This is a genomic window from Peristeroidobacter soli (assembly GCF_004138485.1).
In the GTDB taxonomy this organism is placed as follows: Bacteria; Pseudomonadota; Gammaproteobacteria; order Steroidobacterales; family Steroidobacteraceae; genus Steroidobacter; species Steroidobacter soli.
On record NZ_ML142848.1, the window covers coordinates 88242 to 114198 of the forward strand.

At 62.9% G+C, this 25957-nt stretch carries 20 protein-coding genes and 1 pseudogene; 7 read left to right on the plus strand and 14 right to left on the minus strand.

Features of this window, described 5'->3' with window-relative positions; all coding sequences use genetic code 11:
• The first annotated feature begins 70 nt into the window (after positions 1-70).
• Positions 71-1060, plus strand: coding sequence for a LysR family transcriptional regulator (locus EKO19_RS00380; protein WP_129774437.1), 990 nt, complete (start codon positions 71-73; stop codon positions 1058-1060).
• Between the two features lie 5 nt (positions 1061-1065).
• Here EKO19_RS00380 and EKO19_RS00385 read toward each other — a convergent pair whose 3' ends face one another.
• The 4 genes from EKO19_RS00385 to EKO19_RS00400 all read right to left on the minus strand — a co-directional run bounded on the left by EKO19_RS00385 (position 1066) and on the right by EKO19_RS00400 (position 6791).
• Positions 1066-2685, minus strand: coding sequence for a serine hydrolase (locus tag EKO19_RS00385; protein WP_129774438.1), 1620 nt, complete (start codon positions 2683-2685; stop codon positions 1066-1068).
• Position 2686: 1 nt separating this feature from the next.
• Entirely contained in the window at positions 2687-5128 is a 2442-nt protein-coding gene (locus tag EKO19_RS00390; protein WP_175596909.1) for a TonB-dependent siderophore receptor, read from the minus strand.
• 92 nt (positions 5129-5220) lie between these two features.
• Positions 5221-6219 (minus strand): FecR family protein, encoded by a 999-nt coding sequence (locus EKO19_RS00395; protein ID WP_129774440.1) that lies wholly within the window; start codon positions 6217-6219, stop codon positions 5221-5223.
• On the minus strand, positions 6216-6791 hold the full coding sequence (locus EKO19_RS00400) for an RNA polymerase sigma factor (RefSeq protein ID WP_157995033.1): 576 nt from the start codon (positions 6789-6791) through the stop codon (positions 6216-6218). The genes EKO19_RS00395 and EKO19_RS00400 overlap by 4 nt, the downstream gene beginning before the upstream one ends.
• A 152-nt stretch (positions 6792-6943) precedes the next feature.
• On the opposite strand from EKO19_RS00400, the gene EKO19_RS00405 reads away from it, so the two are divergent.
• Both EKO19_RS00405 and EKO19_RS00410 read left to right on the plus strand, forming a co-directional pair.
• Entirely contained in the window at positions 6944-7402 is a 459-nt protein-coding gene (locus EKO19_RS00405; RefSeq protein WP_157995034.1) for a phosphate-starvation-inducible PsiE family protein, read from the plus strand.
• On the plus strand, positions 7399-8175 hold the full coding sequence (locus tag EKO19_RS00410; RefSeq protein ID WP_129774443.1) for a bestrophin-like domain: 777 nt from the start codon (positions 7399-7401) through the stop codon (positions 8173-8175). The genes EKO19_RS00405 and EKO19_RS00410 overlap by 4 nt, the downstream gene beginning before the upstream one ends.
• 9 nt (positions 8176-8184) lie before the next feature.
• Here EKO19_RS00410 and ppk2 read toward each other — a convergent pair whose 3' ends face one another.
• Genes ppk2 through EKO19_RS00435 form a run of 5 tightly spaced genes read right to left on the minus strand, consistent with a single transcriptional unit; the run spans position 8185 to position 15507 of the window.
• Entirely contained in the window at positions 8185-8976 is a 792-nt protein-coding gene (gene ppk2 / locus EKO19_RS00415) for a polyphosphate kinase 2 (protein WP_129774444.1), read from the minus strand.
• A gap of 10 nt (positions 8977-8986) precedes the next feature.
• Complete coding sequence (locus EKO19_RS00420; protein ID WP_129775932.1) at positions 8987-10111, minus strand: ABC transporter permease; 1125 nt, start codon at positions 10109-10111, stop codon at positions 8987-8989.
• 2 nt (positions 10112-10113) lie between these two features.
• Positions 10114-12912 (minus strand): ribosome-associated ATPase/putative transporter RbbA, encoded by a 2799-nt coding sequence (rbbA, locus tag EKO19_RS00425; RefSeq protein ID WP_129774445.1) that lies wholly within the window; start codon positions 12910-12912, stop codon positions 10114-10116.
• An 8-nt stretch (positions 12913-12920) separates the two neighbouring features.
• Positions 12921-13967 carry an HlyD family secretion protein gene (locus EKO19_RS00430; protein WP_129774446.1) on the minus strand — a complete coding sequence of 349 codons (1047 nt, stop codon included), beginning with the start codon at positions 13965-13967 and terminating at the stop codon, positions 12921-12923.
• 4 nt (positions 13968-13971) lie between these two features.
• Positions 13972-15507 (minus strand): efflux transporter outer membrane subunit, encoded by a 1536-nt coding sequence (locus tag EKO19_RS00435; RefSeq protein ID WP_129775933.1) that lies wholly within the window; start codon positions 15505-15507, stop codon positions 13972-13974.
• Positions 15508-15763: 256 nt separating this feature from the next.
• Here EKO19_RS00435 and EKO19_RS00440 point away from each other — a divergent pair, with 256 nt between their 5' ends.
• Positions 15764-16468: a VPLPA-CTERM sorting domain-containing protein gene (locus tag EKO19_RS00440; protein ID WP_129774447.1), complete on the plus strand. Its 705-nt coding sequence runs from the start codon at positions 15764-15766 to the stop codon at positions 16466-16468.
• A 46-nt stretch (positions 16469-16514) separates the two neighbouring features.
• Here the strand turns inward: EKO19_RS00440 and EKO19_RS00445 are convergent, their stop codons facing one another.
• The gene (locus tag EKO19_RS00445; RefSeq protein WP_129774448.1) at positions 16515-16763 is read right to left on the minus strand and encodes a hypothetical protein; all 249 of its coding nucleotides are present in this window, start codon (positions 16761-16763) and stop codon (positions 16515-16517) included.
• Positions 16764-16888: 125 nt separating this feature from the next.
• Here EKO19_RS00445 and pgm point away from each other — a divergent pair, with 125 nt between their 5' ends.
• The gene (gene pgm, locus EKO19_RS00450; protein ID WP_129774449.1) at positions 16889-18523 is read left to right on the plus strand and encodes a phosphoglucomutase (alpha-D-glucose-1,6-bisphosphate-dependent); all 1635 of its coding nucleotides are present in this window, start codon (positions 16889-16891) and stop codon (positions 18521-18523) included.
• Positions 18524-18670: 147 nt separating this feature from the next.
• Positions 18671-19099 (plus strand): hypothetical protein, encoded by a 429-nt coding sequence (locus EKO19_RS00455; RefSeq protein ID WP_129774450.1) that lies wholly within the window; start codon positions 18671-18673, stop codon positions 19097-19099.
• Between the two features lie 400 nt (positions 19100-19499).
• Here EKO19_RS00455 and EKO19_RS00460 read toward each other — a convergent pair.
• Positions 19500-20372 (minus strand): annotated as a pseudogene (locus EKO19_RS00460) (alpha/beta fold hydrolase); the annotation flags it as partial.
• Positions 20373-20514: 142 nt separating this feature from the next.
• On the opposite strand from EKO19_RS00460, the gene EKO19_RS00465 reads away from it, so the two are divergent.
• Positions 20515-21420, plus strand: coding sequence for a LysR family transcriptional regulator (locus EKO19_RS00465; protein WP_129775934.1), 906 nt, complete (start codon positions 20515-20517; stop codon positions 21418-21420).
• A gap of 12 nt (positions 21421-21432) precedes the next feature.
• On the opposite strand, the gene EKO19_RS00470 is transcribed toward EKO19_RS00465, so the two are convergent.
• The 3 genes from EKO19_RS00470 to EKO19_RS00480 form a co-directional block, all read right to left on the minus strand.
• Positions 21433-24375, minus strand: a complete 2943-nt coding sequence (locus EKO19_RS00470) for a S8 family serine peptidase (RefSeq protein WP_157995035.1) — start codon at positions 24373-24375, stop codon at positions 21433-21435.
• Positions 24376-24523: 148 nt separating this feature from the next.
• Positions 24524-25237, minus strand: a complete 714-nt coding sequence (locus EKO19_RS00475) for a DUF6445 family protein (protein WP_129774453.1) — start codon at positions 25235-25237, stop codon at positions 24524-24526.
• Positions 25238-25957, minus strand: coding sequence for a SapC family protein (locus EKO19_RS00480; RefSeq protein ID WP_157995036.1), 720 nt, complete (start codon positions 25955-25957; stop codon positions 25238-25240).

Here is a 25957-nt window from a genome sequence, read left to right on the forward strand (position 1 = left end):
GCCCGATTGCAAGCCATTCTGATCGGCTCATAATCGACGCTCAAGACGATGGCACGGACTCTGACTATCTGTGGAAACGATAATCCTCGGGGCGCAAGGTTTCGATCTGAACCTGCTGCGCGTCCTCATTGCGCTGGATCGCACGCGTCATGTCACCAAAGCCGCCGCGCTGCTGGACATGAGTCAATCGGGTTTCAGCTCCGCCCTCGCCCGGCTGCGACAGCACGCCGGAGATGCACTGTTCGTCCGTAGCGCGGCGGGCATGACGCCAACGCCACGTGCGCAGAAGATGATCGAAGCCGCGCGCAATGCTCTGATCACGGTGGGCGAAGGCGTGCTGGCACCGCCGGCATTCGAGCCCGCAACCGCGTCGACTGAATTTCGGTTCGCGATGTCCGATCTCGCCGAGATCGTTTTCTTGCCGAAGCTGCTCGGCCACCTGCAGCGAGTCGCTCCGCAGGCGAGCGCGAGCAGCGAGCAGTTGTCAGAGGACGCGGTGCCGGCCGCGCTTGCCGACGGTGCGGTGGATCTGGCGCTCGGTTATTTTCCGGAGCTGTCGACCCAGATCCATTTTCATCAGCGCCTGTACCGGCATACCTTTGCCTGCCTGGTCCGCCGGGGACACCCGCTCGATCAGGGGCGCCTGACGACGAAGGCGTTTGCATCGCTGGGACACATCGTCGTCGCATCGCCGGCGCGCAGCGGCAGGTTGTTCGATACCTGGCTGCATCGCAAGCGGATCAAGCGGCGTATCGTGCTGCGAACGCCGCACCACCTCAGCCTGCCGACCATCGTCGAGAGCACCGACTTGATCGCCATCGTGCCGCTGGCGGTCGGCGCGCGCTTTGCGGAGACCAACGCCGTCGACCTGATGGCTCTGCCCTTCAAGCCGCCGATGTTCAACGTCGAGCAGCATTGGCATCGACGCTTCCAGCACGACACGAGGCACCGCTGGCTGCGTCAACAGATCGCCACCCTGTTCAACGACCGCAGCGACGACTGGGCGGCCGTTGAACAGAGGCTGTATGGCGCCGGGCTGCGCAAGAAAGCCGCTCGATAGCGGCGTCAACGCACGCGTTGTAACGACTCTCCCAGCAATGCCCAGCCGGGATCGAACGATGCCACGCGTCCTTGCGGATCGATGCCGAACGTGACGAAGAATTGCATCAGCTCGGCGCCGGCGCTGCTGACATGCAAGCGAAAGGTCTCGCCGCGCCAAGGTTCGAGGCGCCAGCGGAAGACTCCAGGTAGCCGCAGGAACAACTCGTTGCCCACGTGTTCGATACCGACCTCGCCGAGCTCCGCATTCCGATACGGGCCGGCATATTCGCGCAGCGGCAGCGAGGGTGGCATTCGCTTGCCGCGACTTCGCTGCAATTCGAGCTGGTGGCGTCGTTCTTCCGCCTCGGCGCGCTCGGCGACTCGCAGCAGATCCCCACTCCAATCGTGCGGCTCGACTTCCAGTAACGCGTCCAGGATGCGCATGGCAATCGCTGAATTCATCAAACCGTGCCCGCCGCGCCCGTAGCTGTTGGCAAGCACGACCACGCCCATGCGCCGCTCCGGAATCATCGCAATGAGCGACATCGCGCCCAGCAGCGCGCCGCCATGATCGATATAGCGATAGCCACGAAAAGTGTCGGTGAACCAGCCGAGCGCGTAGCCCGGCGGCCCGCGACTCGGACTCACCCGCTCGACCACGCTCGAAACCGCGCTGAACGACGACGACGGCGATTCGCGAATCAACGTCTGGGTCGTATGCAACTCCGCCAGCGTCGCCTGGCGCAGCATCGGTTGCCCGTCGCTCAGATGCCAGCGCGTCCATTGCAACAGGTCGTCCAGATTGGAGACGGCGGAGCCAGCGGCGGCGCCGCCTTGCAACGATATCTGCCAGGGTAAAACAACGGCCGCCGGGGGCGCGTGCCAGTGAGGCATCGAAACGTTGTCGTTGAGCGCGAGCTCCAGGCTCACCGCACCGGCCGGCGCCTGACCATACATGCTCGGTGCCAGATGTTCCGGTCGCCACAGCCCCGCCGTATCGACACTCGCGAAGCTGTTCTTCATGCGCAGTGGCGCGAACAACCGTTGCTCGACGAACTGCGCCCAGCTCATCCCCGAGACCGCGCTCACCAGCTCGCCGGCCACGTCGTAGAGCGAGTTGCTATAGAGCATCGAATCACGGAATGACGTGAATTGCCGCAGAATCCGCGTGCGGTTCAATACATCGCGGGCGGTCATGGGCACGACGACCTCGGTGCCGCCCTCGAAGCCCACGCGATTTGCGAGCAGATCGCGCACCGTGACTCGGGACGTCACCCACGGGTCTGAGAGTCGAAACGCCGGCAAATGATCGATGACCAGATCATCCCAACGAATCCGCCCCTCCTCGACCAGCAGCGCCAGCGCCGCCGCGGTCACCGCTTTGGTCAGTGAGCCGATCTCGAACAGGCTCTGCGTATCCAGGCGCTGCGGCTTGCCGATCTCTCGGGCGCCATAGCCCCTGGCGAAGACGACCTCGCCATCGAGAACGACGCCGACCGCCACGCCGGGCACTTGCCAATCCCGGCGGGCCTGTTCGATATAACCGTCGAGAGCGACGACTCGCGAGTCGTCGGCCCTCACAGTGCAGGTGACGAAGCAAAGCGTGATAACGATCCGCCACGCGCAGCGAGCGATGTGACTCATGTCAGAACCGATACAACGCCTGACCCGTCACGGTCCGCGCCGGATTCACGTGCACGCCGAATCCGAAGCCGTTGTACGCCGGTGTGTAGTACTTCTCGTTGAATAGATTGGTTGCGGCCACTTGCAAGCGCCAGCGTTCGAAGTTGCGAAACACCCGCACGTCGAACTCCGTGAAGTCGCCGAAATCGAAGCGGACCGGCCGGCCGTCGAGGCCAAGATCCGCGGAGAATGCGACGCGGCCGCGTTTGTGAACGACACCCGCGCCCACGCCGAACCCCTGCAATGCGCCGCCCTGGAACTGGTAGCTGCTGAACATCGACAAGCCGAACTTCGGCGCGTTCTCCGGCTGATAGCCCTTGAACTCGCCGTCGATGAATTCGGCGTCCATCCAGCCCAGCGAACCGAACAATTCCCAGCCGGCCAGCACCGTGCCCTGAAACTCGACTTCGACGCCCCGGCTGCGCTGGGTGCCGATGGCATCGGAAAACGGCGTATTGATGCGCGACTGCGCGATGTTGCTACGTTCCATATCGAACACCGCCAGCGAATAGGAGAAGCGCGGCGACAGCGTGCCTTTCAGGCCGATCTCCTTGGCGACCCCCTCCTCCGGAGCGATGAATCGATTCACATCGCTCAGCAAGGTCTGCGGCTCGAAACTTTCGCCATAGCTGGCGTAGAGATTCAGGTTCGGCGTCAGCGCATAAGTGACACCGCCTTGAAACGTCCAGACGCTGGTCTGCAGATCGACGCGATCGTACGGCGTATCGCTGCCAGGCAAGGTGGCGTCGCCCGATCGCGTGTGATCGCTGTTGTCGTCGCGCGAGTAGCGACCGCCGATCAACACCGTCAGCCGGTCGATGGGACGAATGAACGCCTGCGCGGTGACGCCGAGACTCTCCTGCTCCAGGCGCCGCTGAAAATAATCGCTGTAGTATTCGGGCCCGTTCGGGCGCGGCGTAGCGGTATTGTAGGTGGGATCGAAGACGCTCGGCGTCGGCGCATTCGCGCTGGAGTACAGCAGCGGATTCTTCAGCGTCGAGTAGTCCGCGCCGACGAACAACGTGTGGGTATGTCCGAACAGCTCCACGTCGCCATAGACGTTCACTTCCGCGCCGTCGAGCGTGAAGCTGTTGTCGTTACGCTCGGCGAAAGAGAACAGCGGCACGCCGTCGGCCTGGAGGTAACCGCTGTTCCGTTGCGAGTACAGCAAGTCCTGTTGGTTGTGTTGCGCATTGAATCGCAAGGTCCAGTCGCCCGCGAAACGATGCTCGAGGCTCGCCTGCAGCAGCTTCGCCTCGAACTCGCTCCTGTTCCAGGACGCGCCGTTGAAATGCGAGCGCGGCAGATTCGGCACCACCAGCAAGTTCGGATCCATGCCCGTCGCGAAAGCCTGGTCGAGATCGCCCAGATACTGCAGCCCCGCGCTCCACTGCGGCACCAGGTCGAACTTCTGATAATTGAAACGCACGTACGCCGAAGTATCGGGGCTGAACTCGTACCGCAACGTCGGTGCGATCACGGTCGTTTCCTTGCCGGCATAGTCGAGATAGGAATTCTCATCGAGGCGCGCACCGACGAAGCGATAGGTCAGTGCGCCATCGTCGGTCACCGCACCGTACACATCCGCATCGGCCCGATAATGATCGAAGCTGCCCACTTCCAGTTTCAGCTCGCCGCCGAACTCGCTGTGGGGCATTTTCGAGGTGGCGTTCAGGGTGCCGGCGATCGAGTTCTGGCCGTACATGGTCGAAGTTGCGCCCTTCACCAGCTCCAGCCGTTCGAACGAGGCGAAGTCCAGATTGAAGTCGGCGCGCAGCCGGAAGCCGTCGATCTTGACCGCGTTGTTGCTCTGCTGACGAAAACCGCGAAAGTAATTGACGGTGAAATTGTCGGTTCGATGGGTCGTGCCGCCGGTCGCATCGACTCGATAGACGTCCTGAAAGGTCTTGATGGCGGCGAAGTCCATCACGTCGCCGGTGATGGCCATGACGGTCTGCGGGGTGTCCTTGATGGACAGCGGCACTTTCAACGCGGTGCCGGCGGTGTCGTCGTGGAAGCGGGCGCCATGCACCACGATCTCATCGACGACCTGCGTCTGTTGCGCCCCTCGCTCGGCGGCGGCGCGCACGACGATGGAGCCATCGCCCTCCATCACATACTCCAGCTGCGTGCCTTCGAGCAATCGTTCGACGGCCTGCTGCATCGTCATGGTGCCCGAGACCGCCGTCGACCGCTTGCCGGACGTCATTTGATGAGGCGCGATCACGATCACGTCGGACTGGCGCGAGAACTCCACGAGCGCTTCGGCCAGCGACTTGGCGGGAATATCAAACTTCTTTACCGGCGTCTCCGCGCCTTGCGCGGCCGTCGTCACTACTGCGCCGGCCAATGCGATCGCCACGGCGCAACTCAAACGCCAACGGCGCAGGCTGTTCGACACCATCGACTCACTCCCCATGTTTTTGTCGACCCGCAGGGGGCCTGTGCGAGTGAGACAATCGAGCGCGGGCGATTCGCACCGCGGGCGGGAAAAAACTATTCGGCGCGCGGCGCCAGACGAATCGTGCGCTCATCGACGCGAATCACCTCGATGGGCAAAGCGCGCGCCAGCACTTCCAGCATCCGGTCGATCTGATCGGCGCGAAACGCCGCGGTCAACTGCAGGTCGCCGACCGACGGATCGGCGAGCTGAATCTCGCCGCCGTAGTAACGAGTCACATCGGCGACAACGTCACGCAAGCGCGCATCGACATAAACGAGACGCCCGGATCGCCAGGCGGCCAGATTCTCCTGCGCGACTGGAAACGTGGCGTTCAGCTGTCCGGAATTCGAAACGCTCGCGCCCTGCCCCGCGGTCAATGCATGGGCGCCACGCAGTGTCGGTTGTGCGTCGGCCTTGGCAGTTGCCGTCGTGGCCTGCGCGCCGCCGTTCAATACTTCGACGCGCCCTTCGAGCACCGACACCCGAATCGAATCGGCGGCCCGTGTGACGTCGAACCGTGTGCCCACCACGCGTACCGTCGTAGCTCCGGCCGATACGAAAAACGGCCGGCTCGGATCGTGAGCCACATCGAAGAACGCCTGCCCATCGAGCAGCTTCACCCGGCGCTCCCGATCGTTGAAATCGACGCTGATCCGCGAAGCGGCGCCGAGCGAGATGGTCGTGCCATCATCGAGCGTCACTTCCTTGAGCTGCGCCACCTCGGTGGAGAACCGCTCGCCGGTAAGCAATGGCACTCCAACCCGGAACAGCAACGCACCGATCACCGCCACGACTACGGCCGCGGCGGCTGCAAGCGGCCAGGCCCGCCTGGTCGCAGACGGCGCGGGGCTCGTGGGCACTTCATCGATCAAATGCCCCATTCCACCGATCATCGACCAGGCTGCCCGCTGGGCCTGGAACACTCGCTCATGCTCGGCGTCGGCGCTCAGCCAGGCAGCGAAACGGTCACGCTGCTGGCTCGACGCGCTCGGGTCGCTCAGTATCACCAGCCATTCGCTGGCTTCCTCTTCGATGCGCGAAAAGGCGTTCATCGGCCGCCTCGCTTGCTACCGCCCGCGTCGTTTACTTCCAACAACATGCGGCCGCATTCCCGCACGGCCAGAGCGACATGTTTACGAATGACTGACTCCGACAATCCGGCCCGCCGCGCGATCTCGGCGTAGCTCAACCCTTCGACTCGATTCAGCAGCAAGTAGGATCGGCGCGGCTGAGGCATGGCGCGGATGGCGGCCTCGACCAGCGCGTAATGCTCCTCGGCCTGCGCGCTTTTCTCCGGGCTGATCTCATCTCGAACCTGCTGCAGCTCCTCCGTCTCGGGCATCGGCGTGAGAAAGCGCCGGCCGATACGCTCACGCTTGCGGTAGTTGAGCACGATGTTGACAGCGGTGCGGTACAGGAACGCCCGTGGATTGAGTACCTGACTGGGCGCGACCGTCGCGAAATTGACGAATGCCTGCTGAGCCACGTCTTCCGGCTCCGGCGGTCCGCCCCCAAACCGGGAGCGAACGAACGCCACCAGCTCCTTGCGGTAGCTTCCATACAGCACCGATAAGGACATCTCAGACCCGGCCAGCGCCGCTTCTTCAGCTGAACCCTCGCTCACGGATTCGAGCTTACTACGGGCCGCGGCCGCCGTAACAAAATCCGCGGGCCGGTGCGGATCGGGGTGGCTCGATTGTCTATGTGTTTCATGGGCGCCGAATCTGCACATTGCCTACATTGCCCGGCCGTCGCGTCCGTGAGTTGATGCGATCCATGCAACCGCCGTCGCGCCTGTGGCATCTGTTCGACCGCTGGGTCCTGGGCATTCTCGAAGCCATTCTGGCGTTTGGCATCGTGGCGGCGATCGTGGTCACGGTGTGGCTGGTCATTCGCCGCATCCCGCACGCGATGATGCAAATCGACAACGTCGCGGAATTGCAGCAGGCGGTACAGGCTCTGTTTGCCGGCATCCTGCTGGTGGTGCTCGGCCTGGAGCTGATGGATACGCTCAGGAACTATTTCATCGAGCACCGGATGCGCGTCGAGCTCCTGATCAGCGTGGCATTGATCGCAGTCGCACGCCACGTCATCCAGCTCGATTATGAGCACAGCGAACCCAAGCTCGTAGCCGCGATGGCCTTCCTGGTACTGGCGCTCACGGCCAGCTATGTCGGCGTTCGCGCGCTGATGCGCAAAGACACCGAGAGGGAGCAAAACAGCCCTGGTCCATGATGCGCATACTCATCGCCGCGATCTTCTCCTTTCTGCTGTTCCTGGGCACAGTGGCGTGCCTGCGAATGGGCTGGCGGCTGGGCCGTGCCCGGTTGCGCGCAAGTGGCGAAGACTCGGTCGCCGGCCTCGGCGCGATCGAAGGCGCGATCTATGCATTGATGGGCTTGCTGATTGCCTTCACCTTTACCGGCGCGGCCCAGCGCTTCGAGAATCGCCGCGATCTCATCGTTGCCGAGGTCAATGCGATCGGTACTGCATGGCTGCGACTCGATATTCTCGATGCCGAGGCGCGTCAGGAGGTAAGGACCCTCTTCAAAGAATATCTGGACGTGCGCATCGCCACGTATGCGAACGTCAGCGACACCGAGCTGACCGCGGCCCGCGTCGCCAGATCGCTGGAGCTGCAGAAGGCGATTTGGAACCGGCTGATCGCGGCCGCAAAGCAGGACCCCACGGTCCGCACCACTTCGAGCGTGCTGCCGCCGGTCAATGAGATGTTCGACCTCGCGAACACCCGGCTGCTGGCCACGCGGCAGCATCCGCCGCTCGCCATTTATCTGATGCTGGCGTTTCTGATCCTCGTCAGCGCGGTGTTCGCGGGCTTCGCCATGGCCAAATCGGAACGACGCAGCATGCTGCACATCGTCGGCTTCGCCGCGGTCGTCAGTATCGCGGCCTATCTCATTCTGGATCTGGAATTCCCCCGCCTGGGACTGCTGCGGGTCGACGCCTTCGATGAAGCCTTCCTGCAACTGCGACGGTCGATGGAATGAATCCGTGCCTCAAAACCGCTCCGCTACATATTTATAAGGATAGTCCGGCTCCCGATAGCCCTTCGGCCCCTGTCGCTTCGGCAGTTTGACTTTCTGGTACGGCGCCTTCTTGTACGGAATCCGACTCAGCAGATGACTGATGATGTTCAGACGTCCCTTTCTCTTGTCGTCGGTCCTGGCAACGAACCACGGCGCCCACTCCGTGTCGGTGGTCTTGAACATGTCGTCGCGCGCGCGGGAGTAATCGTACCAGCGTCCGTAGGACTTCAGATCCATGGGCGAGAGTTTCCAGATCTTGCGGCCGTCGTCGATGCGATCCTGCAGGCGCCGCGTCTGCTCCTCCATGGACACTTCGAGCCAGTACTTGATCAGGATGATCCCGGAGTCGACGATGGCTTTCTCGACTTTGGGCGTGGTGTTTAGAAACTCCCGGGCCTGGCTTTCCTTGCAGAACCCCAGCACGCGCTCGACGCCGGCCCGGTTGTACCAGCTGCGATCGAAGATCACCACCTCGCCGGCCGCGGGCAGATGCGGCACATATCGCTGCACGAACATCTGACTCTTCTCGCGATCCGACGGCGCCGGCAAGGCGATGACGCGAAACACTCGCGGACTGACCCGCTCGGTGATGGCCTTGATGGTGCCGCCCTTGCCGGCGCCGTCGCGCCCTTCGAAGACGACGCACACCTTCAGCCCCTTGTGCACGACCCACTGCTGGAGCGCGACCAGCTCGACGTGCAGTTTCTTGAGTTGCTGGTCGTACTCCTTGCGCGTGAGCCCGCCTTGCTTGGATTGTTTCATGTCGTCACCGTCACTTGGATGCCGCAATCGACTTGCGAAAGAGTGCCAGGCTGTAGACGAAGAACGCCAGCCCGACGCCGGCCACCATCAGGAATTCCTGCCACACCGCCGAGAGACCGCCGCCTCGATAGATGATGACTTGCGAGAAACTCACGAAGTGCCGCGCCGGCAGAAAATAAGTGAGTGCCTGCAGCCAGCGCGGCTGACTCTCGACCGGCGTCGAGCCGCCGGACAGCAGCATCAGCACCACGATCACCAGAATGATCAGCAAGGCGAACTGCGCCATCGATCGTGAGATGGTGCCGAGAAATATTCCCAAGGCGGTCGCGAAGAACAGATACAGCAGCACGCCGACGAACCACAGCGTGAAGGAACCCGCGAACGGCACCTTGAGCGCCCACTGCACGATCAGGAACAGCGAGGCCGCGGTCGCGATCAGGATCACCAGACTGTTGGCCCAGACCTTGGCCATGGCGATCTCGAATGCCGTGAGCGGCATCACCAGCAGATGCTCGAGCGTGCCGTGCTCGCGCTCGCGAATGACGGCGGCCCCGGTCAGGATCACGGTCAGCAGCGAGATCTGATTGATGATGGCCACGACGCTCTTGAACCAGGAGGACTCCGCGTTCGGATTGAACAGGCGGCGCACGACGATCTGGATCGGTGGCGGCGATGCCAGATCGGTACGTTCGAGGAACGAGGAGACGCGGTCGGTAATGATGTTTCGGATATAGCCGGCGCCGATGCCGGCCTGCTGCATCGCTGTCGCATCGATGCTGACCTGGATGGCGGGGTTGCGTCCGGCGCGCAGGTCGAGCTCGAAGCGCGGCGGCAATGAGACGACGAACATGTACAGGCCGCGGTCCATCGCCTCCTGCACCACGCTCGCATCGACCAGCTCCGGATATTTGAAGCGCGGCGGATAGAACGCGTTGAACAGTTCTTGCGACAGCGCCGAATGATCCTCGTCCACGAAAGCGATCGAGGCATTGTTCACTTCGCTGGACGTGCCGGTGGCCTGGACGTAGATGGCCAGCGTGAATGCATACACGACGAACAGCACCATGACCGTGTCGCTCATCAGGCTGCGGATTTCCTTGATCCCCAACCAGAAGATGTTCATGAGCGACGCCAAGATCATTTCTCCTGCTTCTTCAGGCCGATCCAGCTGATGGCCAGGAACACCGGAATGCAGGCGGCCAGAAACAGCACATCCCCGAGCATCAGGCCCGCCGGCAGTCCCTTGGTATAGGTGCCCAGGCTGGAATGCATGTAGTACGACGCAGGCCAGATCTCGCCGATCACTCTCGCGCCGCCTTCCAGCGTCGAGACCGGCTGCAACAGTCCCGAGAACTGGATGGTCGGGACGATGGTCAGGATCGCCGTGACGAAGACCGCCGCGACCTGGCTGCTGGTGAATGTCGAAGTAATCATGCCCAGCCCGGTCGTGGCCATGACGTACAGCAGCGTGCACAGCGTCAGCATCAGAAAGCTGCCCTTGATCGGGACCCCGAACACCAGCACCGTCATCGCCGCCAGAATGAAAAAATTGATCAGGCCGATCACGACGTAAGGCAGCTGCTTGCCGATCAGGTACTCCACCTTGCCGGTCGGAGTGACATAGAAGTTGATCATCGAGCCGAGCTCCTTCTCGCGCACGATGCTGACGGTCATGAGAATCGCCGGAATCAGCAGCAGCAACAGCGCCGGCACGCTCGGCGCAATCGAGTAGATGCTCTCGAACGTCGGGTTGTACATGAAACGTTCTTCGATGTCGGCCTGGTTCTTCTGAGGCTTCGACGTTGGCAGACCCACCGCCGGATCCTGCAGCGCTCTCGCATGCACGCCCAGGACGTACTGCGCGACCGTTTCGCCACGGAAGGTCATCGCGCCATCCACCTGCGCCAGTACTTCCGGTCGTGCGCCTCGACGAAGATTGCGGCCGAAATCCGGTGGCATCTCGATGACCAGCGAATCCTCGTCCGCCTGCAGACGCTTCAGCCCCTCCTCCGCCGACTGCACAGGCGCAGTCTGAGTGAAGTAGCGCGGTATCGACGCGAACTGCTCCAGATACGCACGGCTATCAGGCGATCGATCCAGATCGTTGGTCGAATAGCGAATGCGTTCGACGTCGGTCGTGATACCGAAGCCGCACACGATCATCAGCAATGCGGAGCCGAGGAATGCGAACGTCAGCCGCACCGGATCGCGCAGGATCTGCATAGTCTCGTTGCGCGCGTAAGCGAGCATTCTCATCAGGGGCAGGCGCCACGGCGCAGGCTGCGCGTGCTCGGGATGCGCAGGTGTTTCCGCCACGGTTGCGGCCGGTGTCGCAGTATCGCTTTTCGCTGCTCCGGTCCCGCCCGCCTTCTCCGCAATGGCATCCTCCATGTAACCAATGAAGGCTTCCTCCAGATTGGGCGCACCACGCCGCTCGATGAGCTCTTGCGGAGCGCCGTACGCCAGCACCTTGCCGGCATGCATGAGCGAGATGCGGTCGCATCGCATGCCCTCGTTCATGAAGTGGGTGGTGACGAAGATCGTGACGTTCTGTTTGCGCGACAGATCGATGAGCAGTTCCCAGAAGCTGTCGCGCGCGACCGGATCGACACCGGAAGTGGGCTCGTCCAGGATCAGAATCTGCGGATCGTGCAACACCGCCACGGCCAGCGACAACCGCTGCTTCAATCCCATCGGCAGATCTTCGGCCAGCGCATCGAGATGAGCTTCCAGCCCGAAACGTTGCACGAGCTCGTCGATCCGCGCCTTCGCCTTCTCGGGCGCGAGATGGTACAGACGCGCATGCAGCTCGAGGTTCTGACGAATGGTCATCTCGCCATAGAGCGAGAACGCCTGCGTCATGTAGCCCAGATTCTCTCGCACCTCCATGCTGCCGGCTTCGACGGAGCTGCCGAAGATGGTCGCCGTGCCTTCCGTCGGTGTGAGCAATCCAGTCAGCATCTTCATGGTCGTGGACTTGCCGCAGCCGTTGGAGCCGAGAAAGCCGAAGATCTCGCCGCGCTCGATCGACAGCGTGACATGATCCACCGCGGTGAAATCTCCGAACCTTTGCGTGAGTCCTTTCGCATCGATGGCGATCTCCGCCTTGCCGGCCGTGCGTGGCGGGATCGTCAGCTCCTTGTGTCCGCGGCGCTTCTCCTCCGGCAGCAACCGGATGAAACATTGCTCCAGATCCTTCGACGCAGTCCGCTGCATCAGTTCGGCCGGCGTGCCGGTCGCGAGCACTTTTCCGGCATCCATCGCCACGATCCAGTCCCACATCTGAGCTTCATCCATGTAGGCAGTCGCGATAACCACACTCATGCTCGGCCGGTCCCTGCGGATATCGTCGATGAGCGCCCAGAACTGTCGGCGAGACAGCGGATCCACGCCGGTGGTGGGCTCATCGAGCACCAGCAGATCCGGCTCGTGAACCAGCGCCCCGCACAGCCCCACCTTTTGTTTCATGCCGCCGGAGAGCTTGCCCGCGGGGCGCTGAGGAAACGGCGCGAGCCCGGTGGCGTCGAGCAGTTCCTGCACCTTCGCCGGACGCTCGGTGCGCGACAGCCCGAACAGCTGAGCCATGAAATCGATGTTGTCCCACACGCTCAGCTCGAGATACAGATTCTTGCCGAGCCCTTGCGGCATATATGCAATCCGCGGACAGACGAGCCGGCGATGACGGATGTCACCGATATCGCCGCCCAGCACGGTCATGGTGCCTTCCTGCATTTTCCTCGAGCCCGCCAGCAGCCCCATGAGCGTGGACTTGCCGACGCCGTCCGGACCGATGATGCCGACCATCAGGCCGCTGGGAATATCGAGCGTGATTCCGTCGAGCGCGAGCACCTCGCCGTAACGGTGCGTAACGTTCTTGATCGCGGCGACTGGGCCGCGCGCCGATGCGGTGGCAGGCGCTGCAGGAACGGTGACCACTGGCGCTCCTACCTGGCCGCTGGAACAGATTCGTTTTGAGCGGCCGCGGGTGCTGGCGTCGCAGCCGGATTCACCAGACCTTTTTCGAGCCAGTCGGGCCACACCGCCGAGTCATTCACTTTCACGTAGCCCACGCCGCGCACGCCGGTCTTGATCTGCTCGATGTATTCCGTCGCCAGCACATTCGGCAACTGAATCTTGACCCGGAACATCAGCTTCTCGCGCTCGCTCTTGGTCTCGACCTGCTTCGGGGTGAACTGAGCCTCCGGCGACACGAAGCTCACTTTGCCAGCGACCGAACGACCGGGCGCATGATCGACCGTGATGCGTGCATCGGCACCGATCTTGATCGCCGCCGCCTCGGCGCTGGGCAGGAAGATCTCCATATAAACATCTTCCAGATTGACCAGCGTGAGCGCCTTACCCCCCGGCCCCAGCACTTCGCCCGGCTCGGCCAGGCGATACAAAACTCTGCCCTGCACGGGTGCGGTCAGCGTCGCATCGGCGATACGCGACTGCGTCTTCGCGACCTTCGCTTCAGCGGTCTCGATATCCTGCTGAGCGGACTGCAATCGGGCCTGATCCTGTTCGAGCGACGCCTCGGACGCCGCCAATGCCGTGGTACGCACGTCGAACTCCCGTTGCGAGCTGGCCCGCTCCGCCAGCATCTTGCGCGAACGATCCACTTCGATGCGTGCGAGCTTCACTTCGCTGGTTCGCTTCACGATGGCCGACTTGGCGGCCGCCAGTTGTTCTCTTGCCGCCAGCGCCGCCGATTTGTCGCCGGCCAGCTCTGCTTCGATCGTCACCGTGTCGAGGTGCGCGAGCACCTGACCTCGCTGCACCAGATCGCCTTCGTTGACCAGGATGTCCTTGACGCGCAGCGGCTCCTTCGCCGAGACATCGACGAGCTTCGCTTCCACGCGGCCATTGCCCGAGGCGATTCCCTCCGGCAACGCGGCCTGCTTCGATTGCCAGAACTGGTAGCCGAAGATGGCCGCCACCAGGACCACGATCCCGACGATGAACCACTTGTTGGTGAGTATCTTGGGCATGGCGCTACCTCGAGACGGGCGAATGCAACTTCGGCTGCTGCGAGAAATAGTCGCCCCAGTCGGTGCGTTTCTGCATTTCCTCTCGCATGTTCTCGGGAACGAACGGCTGACCGGCACGCGTCTCCCAACCGCCACCCAATGCCTTGTACAGCGCGATCAGATTGGTCGCGACCGCCGAGCGCGCCCGCGCCAGATTGTTTTCTTCCTGCAATTGCGAGCGTTGCGCATCCAGCACGCGTTGAAAGTCGACCGCGCCCTCGCGATATTGAATGAAAGCGAGCTCCACGGAACGTCGCGCCGAGTTGGCCGCGTTCTGTTGAAAGCCCGTGACCTCCTGCGCTTTCAGATATCCCACCAGGCTGTCCTCGACTTCCTGTGCTGCCTTGAGCACCGTGTCCTGGTAGCCGACCATCAGCCGCTGAAAGCGCGCGTCTTCGACACGCACCCGGTTCTTGGTACGACCGTAGTCGAGGAAGGTCCATGAGATGCGAGGGCCGAGCGCATAGAACAGACTGCCGGAATCGAACAGGTTGCCGCTCTCGATGGTGCTGCCGCTGGTGGTCTGGAATCCAATCGTTCCAAACAGCTGGATGCGCGGATACAGATCCGCTTTGGCCACGCCGATCCGTTCTGACTGCGCGATAGCGGAGAATTCGGCGCCACGCACGTCGGGTCGTCTTCGTAACATCTCGGCAGGAACGCTCAGCGCCACTTGCGCCGGCGGCATCGGAATTTCGTGCGGCCCTTGCAGCAGCGCCAGCACCGAACCGGTCGGCTGACCCAATAGCGTGCTCAGCGCGTTCTGAGACTGCGCCAGGCTGGCCTCGAGTTGGGGAATCGAGGCCCGGGTGCTCTCCAGCAACGCACTCGCCTGACTGACATCCAGCTCCGAGGTGGCCCCGTTGCGATAGCGCGATTCGGCGATTCGCAGCCCCTCTTCCTGGACGCCGACATTGTTACGGCCTTGCGCGATCAGCACCTCGAACATCCGGATGGTCGCGTACGTGCGGGCCACCTCGGCGCTCAATGAAACGAGCGCGTCCTGATAGTCAGCAACCGAGCCGAGATAGGCCGCTTCCTGCGATTTCACACCGCGACCGAACCTGCGCCAGAAATCCGCTTCCCAGGTGGCATCGAAGCCGACCTGGTAATCCCAGAAGTCGCGGTCGAAGTTGATGCTGTTGGCCAGGTTCTCGCTCAGACTGATGCGGGTCGCGCTCGCCATCGCCGCCTGCAATTGCGGATATTGCTGGCCGACGGCGATGCCCAATGCAGCGCGTGCCTCCATGATCCGCACACCCGCCGCCCGCAACGAAAGATTCTGGCTGCAGGCCAGATCGATCAGGCGATCGAGGACCGGATCGTTGAATGTCTTCCACCAGGCGCTGTCGGTCGCGGACTGAGTCGTCACCTGGGCATTGGCCGCTGTGCTCCAGCCTTCGTTGATCTTTACCTGCGGCCGCACGTACTCGGGCCCGACCGCGCAGCCGGACAGAACCAGCATCGCCCCCAGCAGCGCTAAGACGGACTCTCGTTGCATGCTTTGCGTGCGCACGTTGCGAACCCTCACTGTGCGGGCGGAGCCGCGAACTGCGAGCACGCTCGAACTTTAGTCCCGCTCCTCAGGCCCCACTATTGCGTCAAGGGGAAGGTTCCGACGGCCAGATGCTCACGTGCGGACGACATGCGTCATGCATCGCTGCACAACCATCACGGCAAATTCAACGCGGCATCACGCACGCAATTTATAAGACCTCGTTGATCGAACATCCGCAGACGAGCACGAGGTTGAGAGAATGAAACATCAAATGAAACATCGGTGGCTGGCAGCGGCGCTGCTGCTGGTGGCGGGAACGTCGGCCCAGGCGGCGCTGGTCCGCGTGAATTTCGAGGGCGCCAATTCGAGCCCGACCGCGGCCAACGTGTTCGGCGAGCCCGTTCCGGGCGTGTCGGGCTACGTCATCTATGAGAGCAACACGACCGGCACGTTGTTCAGCGACTTCAACGGCCTGACCTACAACTACGCGAACGCCATCAAGGAAGTCGGCTTCACGCTGCACGATGGCGACACCGACATCGTGTTCTCCGGCGTGAGAACGGGCAGCTTCGGCTCCGCGCAGGTACGCGACGGCGCGGGCAACCTTCAGGACAACATCTCGTTCAACAACATGACATTGACCGCGGCTCAGGTGAACGGTGAGCCTGCGGGATTCCAGAACGCACAGCTGACGCTGCGCCTGGCAACGAGCGGCACGTCGCCCCTCAACCCCTGGTCCGCGACGGCTCTGCCGAGCACGTTCGATCCGCTGCAGTTCGATGGCCAGAACCAGTTGCAAGTGTTCATTGCGCGCGCCGCCGGTTCGCAGCCGACCGGTGTCGCCGTCAACTTCAACTACAACCTGTCCGCAGTGTCGGTCACGCCAGTACCGCTGCCGGCCGCTGCCTGGTTGCTGCTAACCAGCCTCGGCGGCCTGGTGACGATCGCTCGTCGCCGCCGCTGAGCTCACTTGTAAGATCGATCCGGCCGGCGCAATCGGCGCCGGCCGCTCAATAGATACAGCGAAACGTGGTGATGTAGCGCGTCTTCTCGTTCGGAGCGCCTGCGTCTTTCTGGACGGTTGAGACCACCTCTGCGCGCACGGCGCGGGCCTTGCTGCAAGCCCGATTGGCCAGCTCCTTGCCCTTCTCGTCGCCGCCGGCATGTTCGACGCTGTCGGTGGCGTCATGGTTGATCTTGACCACGGCGCAGCCGGCGAACAGCGTTGCAGCCACCAGCAGCACGATCGAATTCCGCATGAATCTGTCCTCGCGAGGCGACCGAAGCGTCCTCGCCGCCGATTCTAACGCCAGCCTCCGAGGGACCCGAAGGGCCTTTTGAGGTATTTTGACCCTGATCCGGCGATGCCCTAGCGAGGTGAACCATGACCCTTTCTCCATTGGCTGGCAAACCTGCCCCCAAGGAACTGTTGATCGATCCCGCGCAGCTCGAGCGTGAGTACTACGCCCGTAAACCTGACCCGACCGATCCCACCCAGCTGGTGAGCTTCGGTACCAGCGGCCATCGCGGTTCACCGCTCAATGGATCGTTCAACGAGACGCACATCCTCGCGGTCACGCAAGCCATCTGCGACTACCGGCGCGCTCAGAGCATCAGCGGGCCGCTTTTCATGGGCCGCGACACGCATGCGGTGTCCGCGCCGGCGCAGCGCACCGCCTTGGAAGTGCTTGCCGCCAACGGCGTCGAGACGATCATCCAGAGCGCGGATGGATTCACGCCGACGCCGGCGATATCGCGGGCCATTCTCGTGTACAACCGCGGCCGCACCGAGCGGCTCGCGGACGGCATCGTCATCACGCCTTCGCATAACCCGCCGGAGGATGGGGGATTCAAGTACAACCCGCCGAACGGCGGACCGGCCGAGTCCGATGTGACCGGTTGGATCCAGGCCCGCGCCAACACGCTGCTGCGCGAAGGCAATCGAGACGTGCGACGCATGGCGCCGTCGACGTCCACATTTCAGGAGCAGGACTTCGCTGCTGCATATGTGGACGACCTGCGGCACGTCATCGACATGGACGCAATCCGCGAGGCGCGCTTGAAACTCGCCGTCGATCCCCTCGGCGGCGCCGCCGTGCACTACTGGGAACCGATCAATCGCGTGTACGGGCTGGACATCGAAGTGGTCAATCCGCGGGTCGATCCGACGTTCTCGTTCATGACCGTGGATCACGACGGCAAGATCCGCATGGATTGCTCGAGCCCGTACGCGATGGCCAGCCTGCTCAGGCTAAAGGATCGCTTCGCCGTCGCCTTCGCCAACGATACCGACGCCGATCGTCACGGCATCGTCACGCCATCGGCAGGATTGCTGAATCCCAACCATTATCTCGCGGTCGCCATCCGCTATCTGTTGACTCATCGCCCGCGCTGGAACACGGGCGCGGCGGTCGGCAAGACGCTCGTGTCGAGCAGCCTGATCGACCGCGTGGTTGCAACGGCCGGCCGTCGCTTGTTCGAGTCGCCGGTGGGATTCAAATGGTTCGCACCGGGCCTGCTCGACGGCTCGGTCTGTTTCGGCGGCGAGGAAAGCGCGGGCGCAAGTTTCCTGCGCATGGATGGAACGGCCTGGAGCACCGACAAGGACGGCCCCATTCTCGCGCTGCTCGCAGCCGAAATTACTGCGCGAACTGGCAAGGATCCGGGCGAGCACTATCGTGAGATCACGGCGCAGTTCGGCGCCCCCTACTACACGCGCATCGATGCGCCCGCGACGCCAGAGCAAAAGACCCGCCTCGGGAAACTCACTGCCGACGCGGTGCAAGCCTCCACGCTCGCGGGTGAACCAATCACCGCGAAGCTGACACGCGCGCCGGGCAACAACGCACCCATCGGTGGGCTCAAAGTTGTCACCGACACGGGCTGGTTCGCGGCTCGTCCGTCCGGTACCGAGAATCTATACAAGATCTATGCGGAGAGCTTCCGCGATACCCGGCATCTGGAGTTGCTGGTCGCCGAGGCCCGGCAGATCGTCTCCGAATCCCTCGGCGCGTCCTGAGCGGAGGCTCATCCGCATTAGATGCAGCAGCCGGTGGCCCTTGCCACCGGTCCAGCGTCGGCAGGACACCGACCGTCCCGAATTCCAGCCATGTCATTCTCAGGACACAAGCCGTCGTGAGCATTGACTGGAGGGAGGTCTCGTCCAATGAAACTTCTGGTCATTACCAACGATCCGGTGCGCGGCACCGAGCTGGCCGACACTCTGGAACATGGCGGCCATCTGGTGGTTCGAGCCTGGAGCGCAGGCGAGGCGCTGCTGCTGATCCGCAACGATCCGCCGATGCTTGCGATCATCGATCGGTGTTACGGCGACGTCCCCGAGGCCACGAGGCTCGCCGACTACCTGCTCGATAAACGCATCGACATGCTTTGGCTCGGCGAGCCACCGCCGCTGCTTCCCAAGTCATCGAATGCACTGGTCGCGGCACTCGCGCCGCCGTGTGATCCCGGCCGTGTCAACCTCGCGCTGGAGGTAATCGCGCACACGCGTGCCGGTGCGGAAATGCCGGCGCGCCCGGTCGGGCTGGCTTATCTGACGCCGGCGCCGTCGACGGGACCGGCCATCATTTCTTGACGTACTCAGTATCGGTCGGTCCCTCGCCGGTGATGTAGACCACAGCGGGTGCGTCGCCAGTGAAAGCAAAATGCGCGACGCCCGCGGGTTCGGTGTAGAAGCCGCCCGGTCCGAGCGTGGTGGTTGCGCCTTCGCTGGCACGTTCACCGTAGCCAAAATGCCATTCGCCTGAAACGACGATGGCGTTCCGGTTGTCGCGATGGCTATGCGCCTCGATGCGCGTATGCGCTGGCACTCGAATTTCGAACGCATAGGGACCGGATGCATTCGGATTGCCCGAGAGCACCGTCGTTTGCACGCCGTTGAGCCCCGACGTACCCACGCCACCCTCGCCTCGCGCCATCTCGTCGACCTGCGCTTTGGTCAGGCGCGTTTGCCGCAATGGTGCGTTCGATGCGGTTTGCAGGAAGCTGCGAATCGCGGCAATCGTCGGTCCCGGCTGTTCCTCCATGAGCCAATGACCGGAGTCGGCAATGACGACCTGATGCACGTCGTCCGCCGCGAAACGCATCACGAACGCCATGGTGGGACCGAATGAATGATCGCCGCCCACCGCCAGCACCGGCATTTGCAAACGCCCGCGCGTCAGCAAGTTACGATTGTCGATTGCGTCCTGATCGAAGGCGGCGAACTGCGCAAAACCCGCGTGCATGCGCCCGGTGCGTGCGTACAGAGCGGCATAGTGAGCGCGCGCGGCTTCGCTGAAGCGCGCCGGATTCGCCGCGAATTCATTCCAGAAGCGATCCAGATAGATGCGCTCCCGACCGGCGACGAGGCGCTCCATGTCGGGGCCGCCGAAACGGAAATGCCACAGCAGCGGGTTCTTCAGGACTTCTTCCCAAGGCCCCACGCCGGGGACCGGAGCGTCCATCATCACCAGACGCGTCGTGCGCTCCGGATGTGAGGCGGCGAAAGCAAACGCCACCATGTTGCCGATGTCATGAGCGACGACATCCGCCTCGCGCACCTGTAGCGCATCGAGCACGCCGGCCATGTCCTCGGCCTGGTTCTTCTTGGTGAACCCATCGGCGGCGACAGCGGACAGGCCCATGCCTCGCAGGTCCGGCACGATAACGGTGCGATCACGCATCAGTTGCGCGGCCAGCGGTGCCCACATGTCGCCCGTGTCGCCATAGCCATGAAGCATCAGGACCGCCGGCCCCGACCCGCCGACTCGCACGTGGAGGGTCGTGCCGTTGGTCGCGATGTCCTGGGTACGAAAGCCCTTCGGGTATTCGAAACTCTCCGCGCCCAGCACGGTCCCGACCGACATCCAGGCGACCGCGGCCAGCAACAGACTTCGTGGGCTCATTCTTCTCTCCGTCGAGCGACCAGTGCGCGAAATCAGTATGCTCAAAGACGATGAGCCTGAGCAGGTCGAAAACGTCGAACCAACCTTCCGGAGATTCCGAACGATGAAGCTCGATGGAGTCGCTGCCTTTATCGCCGTGGCCGACACCGGCTCGGTCAACGAAGCGGCGCGTCGGCTGCGCCTTTCCAAGTCCGCGGTCAGCGAGCGGCTCACCGAATTGGAGCGGGCACTCGGCGCCCATCTCATCCAACGCAACAGCCGGCAGCTGGCCCTGACCGAGGATGGCCTGGCGTTCTTGCAGCGGGCGAAACGAATAATCGCGGAAGCGGATGCGGCCGCCGCGGAGCTCGCACATCGGCGTGGTGAGATCACCGGGCCGCTGCGTATTTCAGCCCCGCGCGGCTTCGGCGACACGCATCTCGGCCCTGCCCTCCACACCTTCATGGAGCGCTATCCCGAAGTTTCGGTCATCGCGGACTACGACGACCGCATCGGCGATGCGGCCGGCGGCTATGACGCGGTCATTCGAATTGCCCAGGGCGAGATGCCGAAGCTGGTCACGCAAACACTGACTGTCAGCCGCCGCACCCTGGTGGCATCGCCGAGTTACCTCGCGCAGTACGGGCGGCCCGGAACCATCGAGGATCTCGCTCAGCATCAAGCCATCCACTACATGGAACGCCACCCGGACGATTGGAGTTTCAGGAGCGGGACGGATTTGCTGGTCGCTCGCGTCGCCCCGCGGCTTCGTATCACGTCCTGTCTGGCGATGCGCGACGCTGCGATTGCAGGGCTCGGGATAGCATCGTTGCCGACTTTTCACAGCCATCAGGCGATCAAGTCGGGCGCGCTCGAAATCCTCGACATCGGCGCGGACCCCGATGTCACGCCGATCGTGATCGCCCACCAGAACGACATGCGACCCTCGGCAAAACTGACCGCGCTGATCGAACATCTGAAACTCGCGTTCGGCAACCCGCCCTATTGGGACGATGGCCTGCCGCTGTGAGCGCCGGGCCCGTCAGTTCAGGCCGGTCAACTGCAGATCGAAGTTCACTCGTTCCTGCACGCCCGTGAACTCGATGGGCGCGGGCAAGGTTCGCACCGGATACATGCCGCACACTTCGCCGGGATCGCACAAATTGCCGTCGTTGTTCATATCGGTACCGGCGATGGCGACATAGCCACCGAGCGGCAGATCGTCGAACCGGAAACGACGGATCCGATCGGAGATCTGCACGGTGCGAATCGGGGCGGCGGAGTTGGCGTCGATCGCGCGCACGTACAGCGCTCCGACGCTCGAGCCGATGCCGAAGAACACGTTGTTCACCACCACCGGCAGTTGCGTGATCCCCGCGGTGGATTGGATTTCGATGGTCGCGTGATGCACGCCTCGCGACAGCGTCGAGTAGTCGGCGACAACCTCGTAATTGCCCAGTCCATTGTTGTCGACCCCTTGCGGCGTGACGGTGAGCCACGACTGCACGGCGCGCACGCTCGTCACTGACAGCACACCGATACCCACGTTTTGCAGCTTGAAGTAGTCCGAGCGATAGATGCGGTTCAAGCTGATCGTATTCGGTGTCGACCCCACCCGCGCCGGCGGCGTGAAATCGTCGTTCGCGGCCTGCACCGCCTTATAGGCATTGATGAGGCCGTGACCCAGCTCGGGAATCGAGCTGTTGGTGGCCACCGGATCGGTGAGCCAGCCGCCTGCCAGCAATTGCCGGAGCTCCAACGGATTGAGCGACGGCCGCACCGACTTCATCAGCGCAAAGATGCCCGAGACGTGCGGTGCCGCCATCGAGGTGCCTTCGAGACTGGAATAGCCGAGGCCATTGGGTTGTCCGCCGGTGCTGAACACGCCGTCGGGGAAATGATCGTTGTCGACGTCGTTCAAGGTGTCGCCGCCGGGTGCGCCGAGCGACACATATCTTCCATAGTTCGAATATCGCGCCAGACTGCCTCCCGAACCAGTGGCGGCCACCGTGAATACGGTCGGACATGACGCAGGCGTGTACTCGACATTGGATTGATCGTTGCCCGCCGAAGCCACCACGATGACGCCGCTGTTCGACACCGCAGTAAACAACTCCGCCGTCGCCGGATCGCAGCTACCGTAGGCACCCAGACTCATATTGATGATATCGGCTCGTCGCGCCGGCACTTGCCCCGAATCATTGGGCAGACCCGCGGCATAACGCACTGCTTGCAGGATGTCGTAGGAAGTACCGCTGCGCCCATTCAACGCTCGAATCGGCATGATCCGGCTGCCCCAGGCGATGCCGCTGCCTCCCACACCATTGTTGGCAAGCGCGCCGATGGTGCCCATGACGTGAGTGCCGTGATAGATGCGCACGCCGCCCGTGTCGTAGCCGCTATCGGCGAAGTTCGTGTCGCGATCCACCATGTCGTAGCCGTCGACGAACTTACCCTGCAGGTCGGGGTGATTGACGACCGCACCGGAATCGATCACCGCGACGATGACATCGCTCGAACCCGTCGTGACGTCCCATGCCGCGGGCAGGCCGACAGCGTTGTAGTGCCAACGCTGGCGAGCAAACATTGGATCAGTCGGCACGGCCTGCGCATGCATGATCCGATTTACGCTTGCGTGACGCACATCCCCGAGCTGCGACAGCCGCTTGACCTCTCGCAGAGTCGCGAGCTTGTCGCGCATTTCGGCGGAGAGATTCATTTCCGCCTTCTGCCCGAACCAGGGACGGCGTGACTTGGTAGCCGCGCCCGTCACAGTCGACGGCGAGGCGGTCGAGAATGTCACCAGTGTTTCTCGCGCAGGCGCACTCGATTTGCGCTGGAACGCGCCGCCGTTCGAGATCTCCCGCGTCACGATGGCTTGGCCGGGCACGAACTCGCTCGCCAATGTCGCCGGCCGACCGACATTCAGGACTGGAGGATCTTCGAGTGTCAGCAGGTAGTTCATGCCGCCGCGTTCGGCCTTCACGCCGACGACGAAGGTGCCGGTGCGGGGCAGCGCAATCAGCTCTTCATTGGTGGCTCCCATGGAGGCATCGACCAGGGCGCCGGTGTCGCGGTCGTATAGATACAAATCCGCGTCGTCACGCTGCCCTGCCGGCACGGACAGATCGACCGAGGGCAGGCGCAACCGCACGACCTGATCGGCGAGGTCGCTCGCGAAATAGAAGTAGTCCCACTGATCGCCGGCGGCGAACGAACGTCCGGCCGGCCCCTGGCCAGCAACGTTCACATAGCCAGGCACGGCGCCGAACGCCGGTATGTATCCCACCGCTGTGCTGTCGTTGGACACGTACTGCGCATTCGGGTCGTTCACATCCGTGTCGATGTAGACTCCATCCGGAATGCTCAGCTCTCCCGACAGCGTCTTCACCGGCGCTTCCACGGTCTTGTACCAGGTGATATCGGGCCCGGTGCATTGCACGCCGGCTCGGATAAAGCTCGAGGAATAGCTGGCTTCGATGGAATATTGCACCGAGCCTGTCGGCGGCAGCGTCGGCGGGGTGCCGGTGACCGCCCATTGCGCGACACATTCAGTCGCCCAGGGTGCGGACCAGGCAAAGGTGACCACGCTGCCGCGCTCGACCAGCGCCGGCGTTATCGTGAACTCGATGGGCGGCGGCGCCCGGACGACGGTAACACTCACACTGCGGGACACCGAGCCTGCACTGTTGGTACAGGTCAATGTGTAATTCGCCGTCTGCTGCAAATCGGCTAACGTCTCGGCGCCTTCGATCGCGCGACTCCCCGACCAGGCGCCGGAAGCCGTGCAACTGGTGGCCGATGCCGCGTTCCAGGTCAGCGTGACCGGATCGCCTTGAGTCACCATGAGGGCACTGGTGTTGAAGGTGAGCGTCGGCGGCTGCCGGGCGCCGTCGCCGCCACCGCTGCTGCTGCCTCCCCCACCTCCGCCACTTCCGCCGCCACCACCGCACGCAGCGAGACCGACGACCAGAAGCAACGGCAAGAAATCCATCCCGCGCATAGAAACTCACCCAGCGCCGTGCCGAGAAAATCCGTGTTATCGGCGCTGTTTGATACTAGCCCACGGGGTGCGGCCTCGCTAGCGCGGGCGCTTGGCTCCCAGGGTCAGGCTGTTTGAGAGGAGAAACGACTCAGCCCGGCGGCATCCGCAATGACTCCAGCAAGGCCGTGATGGTCAGGCGCCACTCGCTCCGATCTTGCGGAGGCTGGAACTGCGGTTCGATCCTTGCCGCATGCAGCACCCTGGCGGGATAGACGATCGCGCGGTTGAACTTCAGCTCACTCGCAAAGATCCTCTCGAACAACGAGCTGTCGCCATTGATATAGCCTCGAGGCGGCGGTCCATGGATCCGCATGTCACCGTTCATCGCGAGCTGATAATTGGTGACGTTGTCCCTGGTTATCTCTTCGTAGCCGGTCCTGCGATGTCTGTAGAACGCGGTTCCGGAAAACCTCGGACCGCATAGATAGATCACGGCCGCGAACAGAGTCGGGTCGGTGGAATCATAGTGAGGAATGCACTGGATGGGCCGCAGATCCCGGCTCGCCGTGGTCACTACAGAAAAGAAACTGGTATCGCTGGAGATGACTCGATCGTCCTCCAGCATGCCGTTGCGCTGAAGGATCGGTGTGAGCCAGGCGCGAAACGAAGTTGAGAAGTTCTCGGGCACGGCGGCCCGCACGCCGGGGTAGAGATTGCCAGGGTCCTGACTGTAAGACTGAGCCAGGCCCACGGCGGCCACGCCTTCAGGGTCGCACAGAACATCATCTATCGAACTCACTTTGATGCCGCTGCGGCCGATGCGAACCAGCTCGACTGCCGCGTTGTCGTTGAACGCAACCACTCAGCTTGCGCTTGCCTGCCAGGCGCGACTGAGAGCGATGCGCTGGTTCTTGAGTCGAATCAGATTGAATATCTGGCCACTCGCGACCATCACTGCATAAATCAGGTCGAGCTGCCCCGCCTGCCACAGGCGGGTGACTTCCGCCGTCGCGAGCTGCCTGAATCTTTCCTCGTCGAGACCGTAGAGACCTTGAACCTGCAGCGGCGTGCCATCGTCCAGCACGATGTCGAGCACGATGGGCGCCAGCAGATCGAGGGACAGCACGGCCGCGATGAATTGCTCGGTCGCGGTTCTTCCTGTGACCAGTTCACCCAGGACGGCCAATATTTCCTTGAGATAGGCCGAGTCGCTGCCATCGGCATTCACGAGGGTTCTGGTCCCTGCGCCGTCCACAGCGGCGTGATCGAGATCGATGCACAGAACGTTTTCGCTGCCCACGTAGAACGGCTGCCGCCGCACGTTCAGCGGCACGTAGGCCACGTCGAGCCCGGTTCCCGTCCAGAACAGATTCTCCTGAACGTCCAGACCGCTCAGGACATAGGGCGCGAACCGCCCGGTGTCAGGATGTTTCGCAAACACGATCGGATACTGAGTCGCGGCCTTGCGAAATTCGCTCACGACGATGGGAATCAGATGTTGACGGGCAGCGTCGGCTTCGACCCGGTCCGCGCGGATCTTCAATTCCCGATGTTCGCTGCGCGACAGCTCGACTGGACGCAT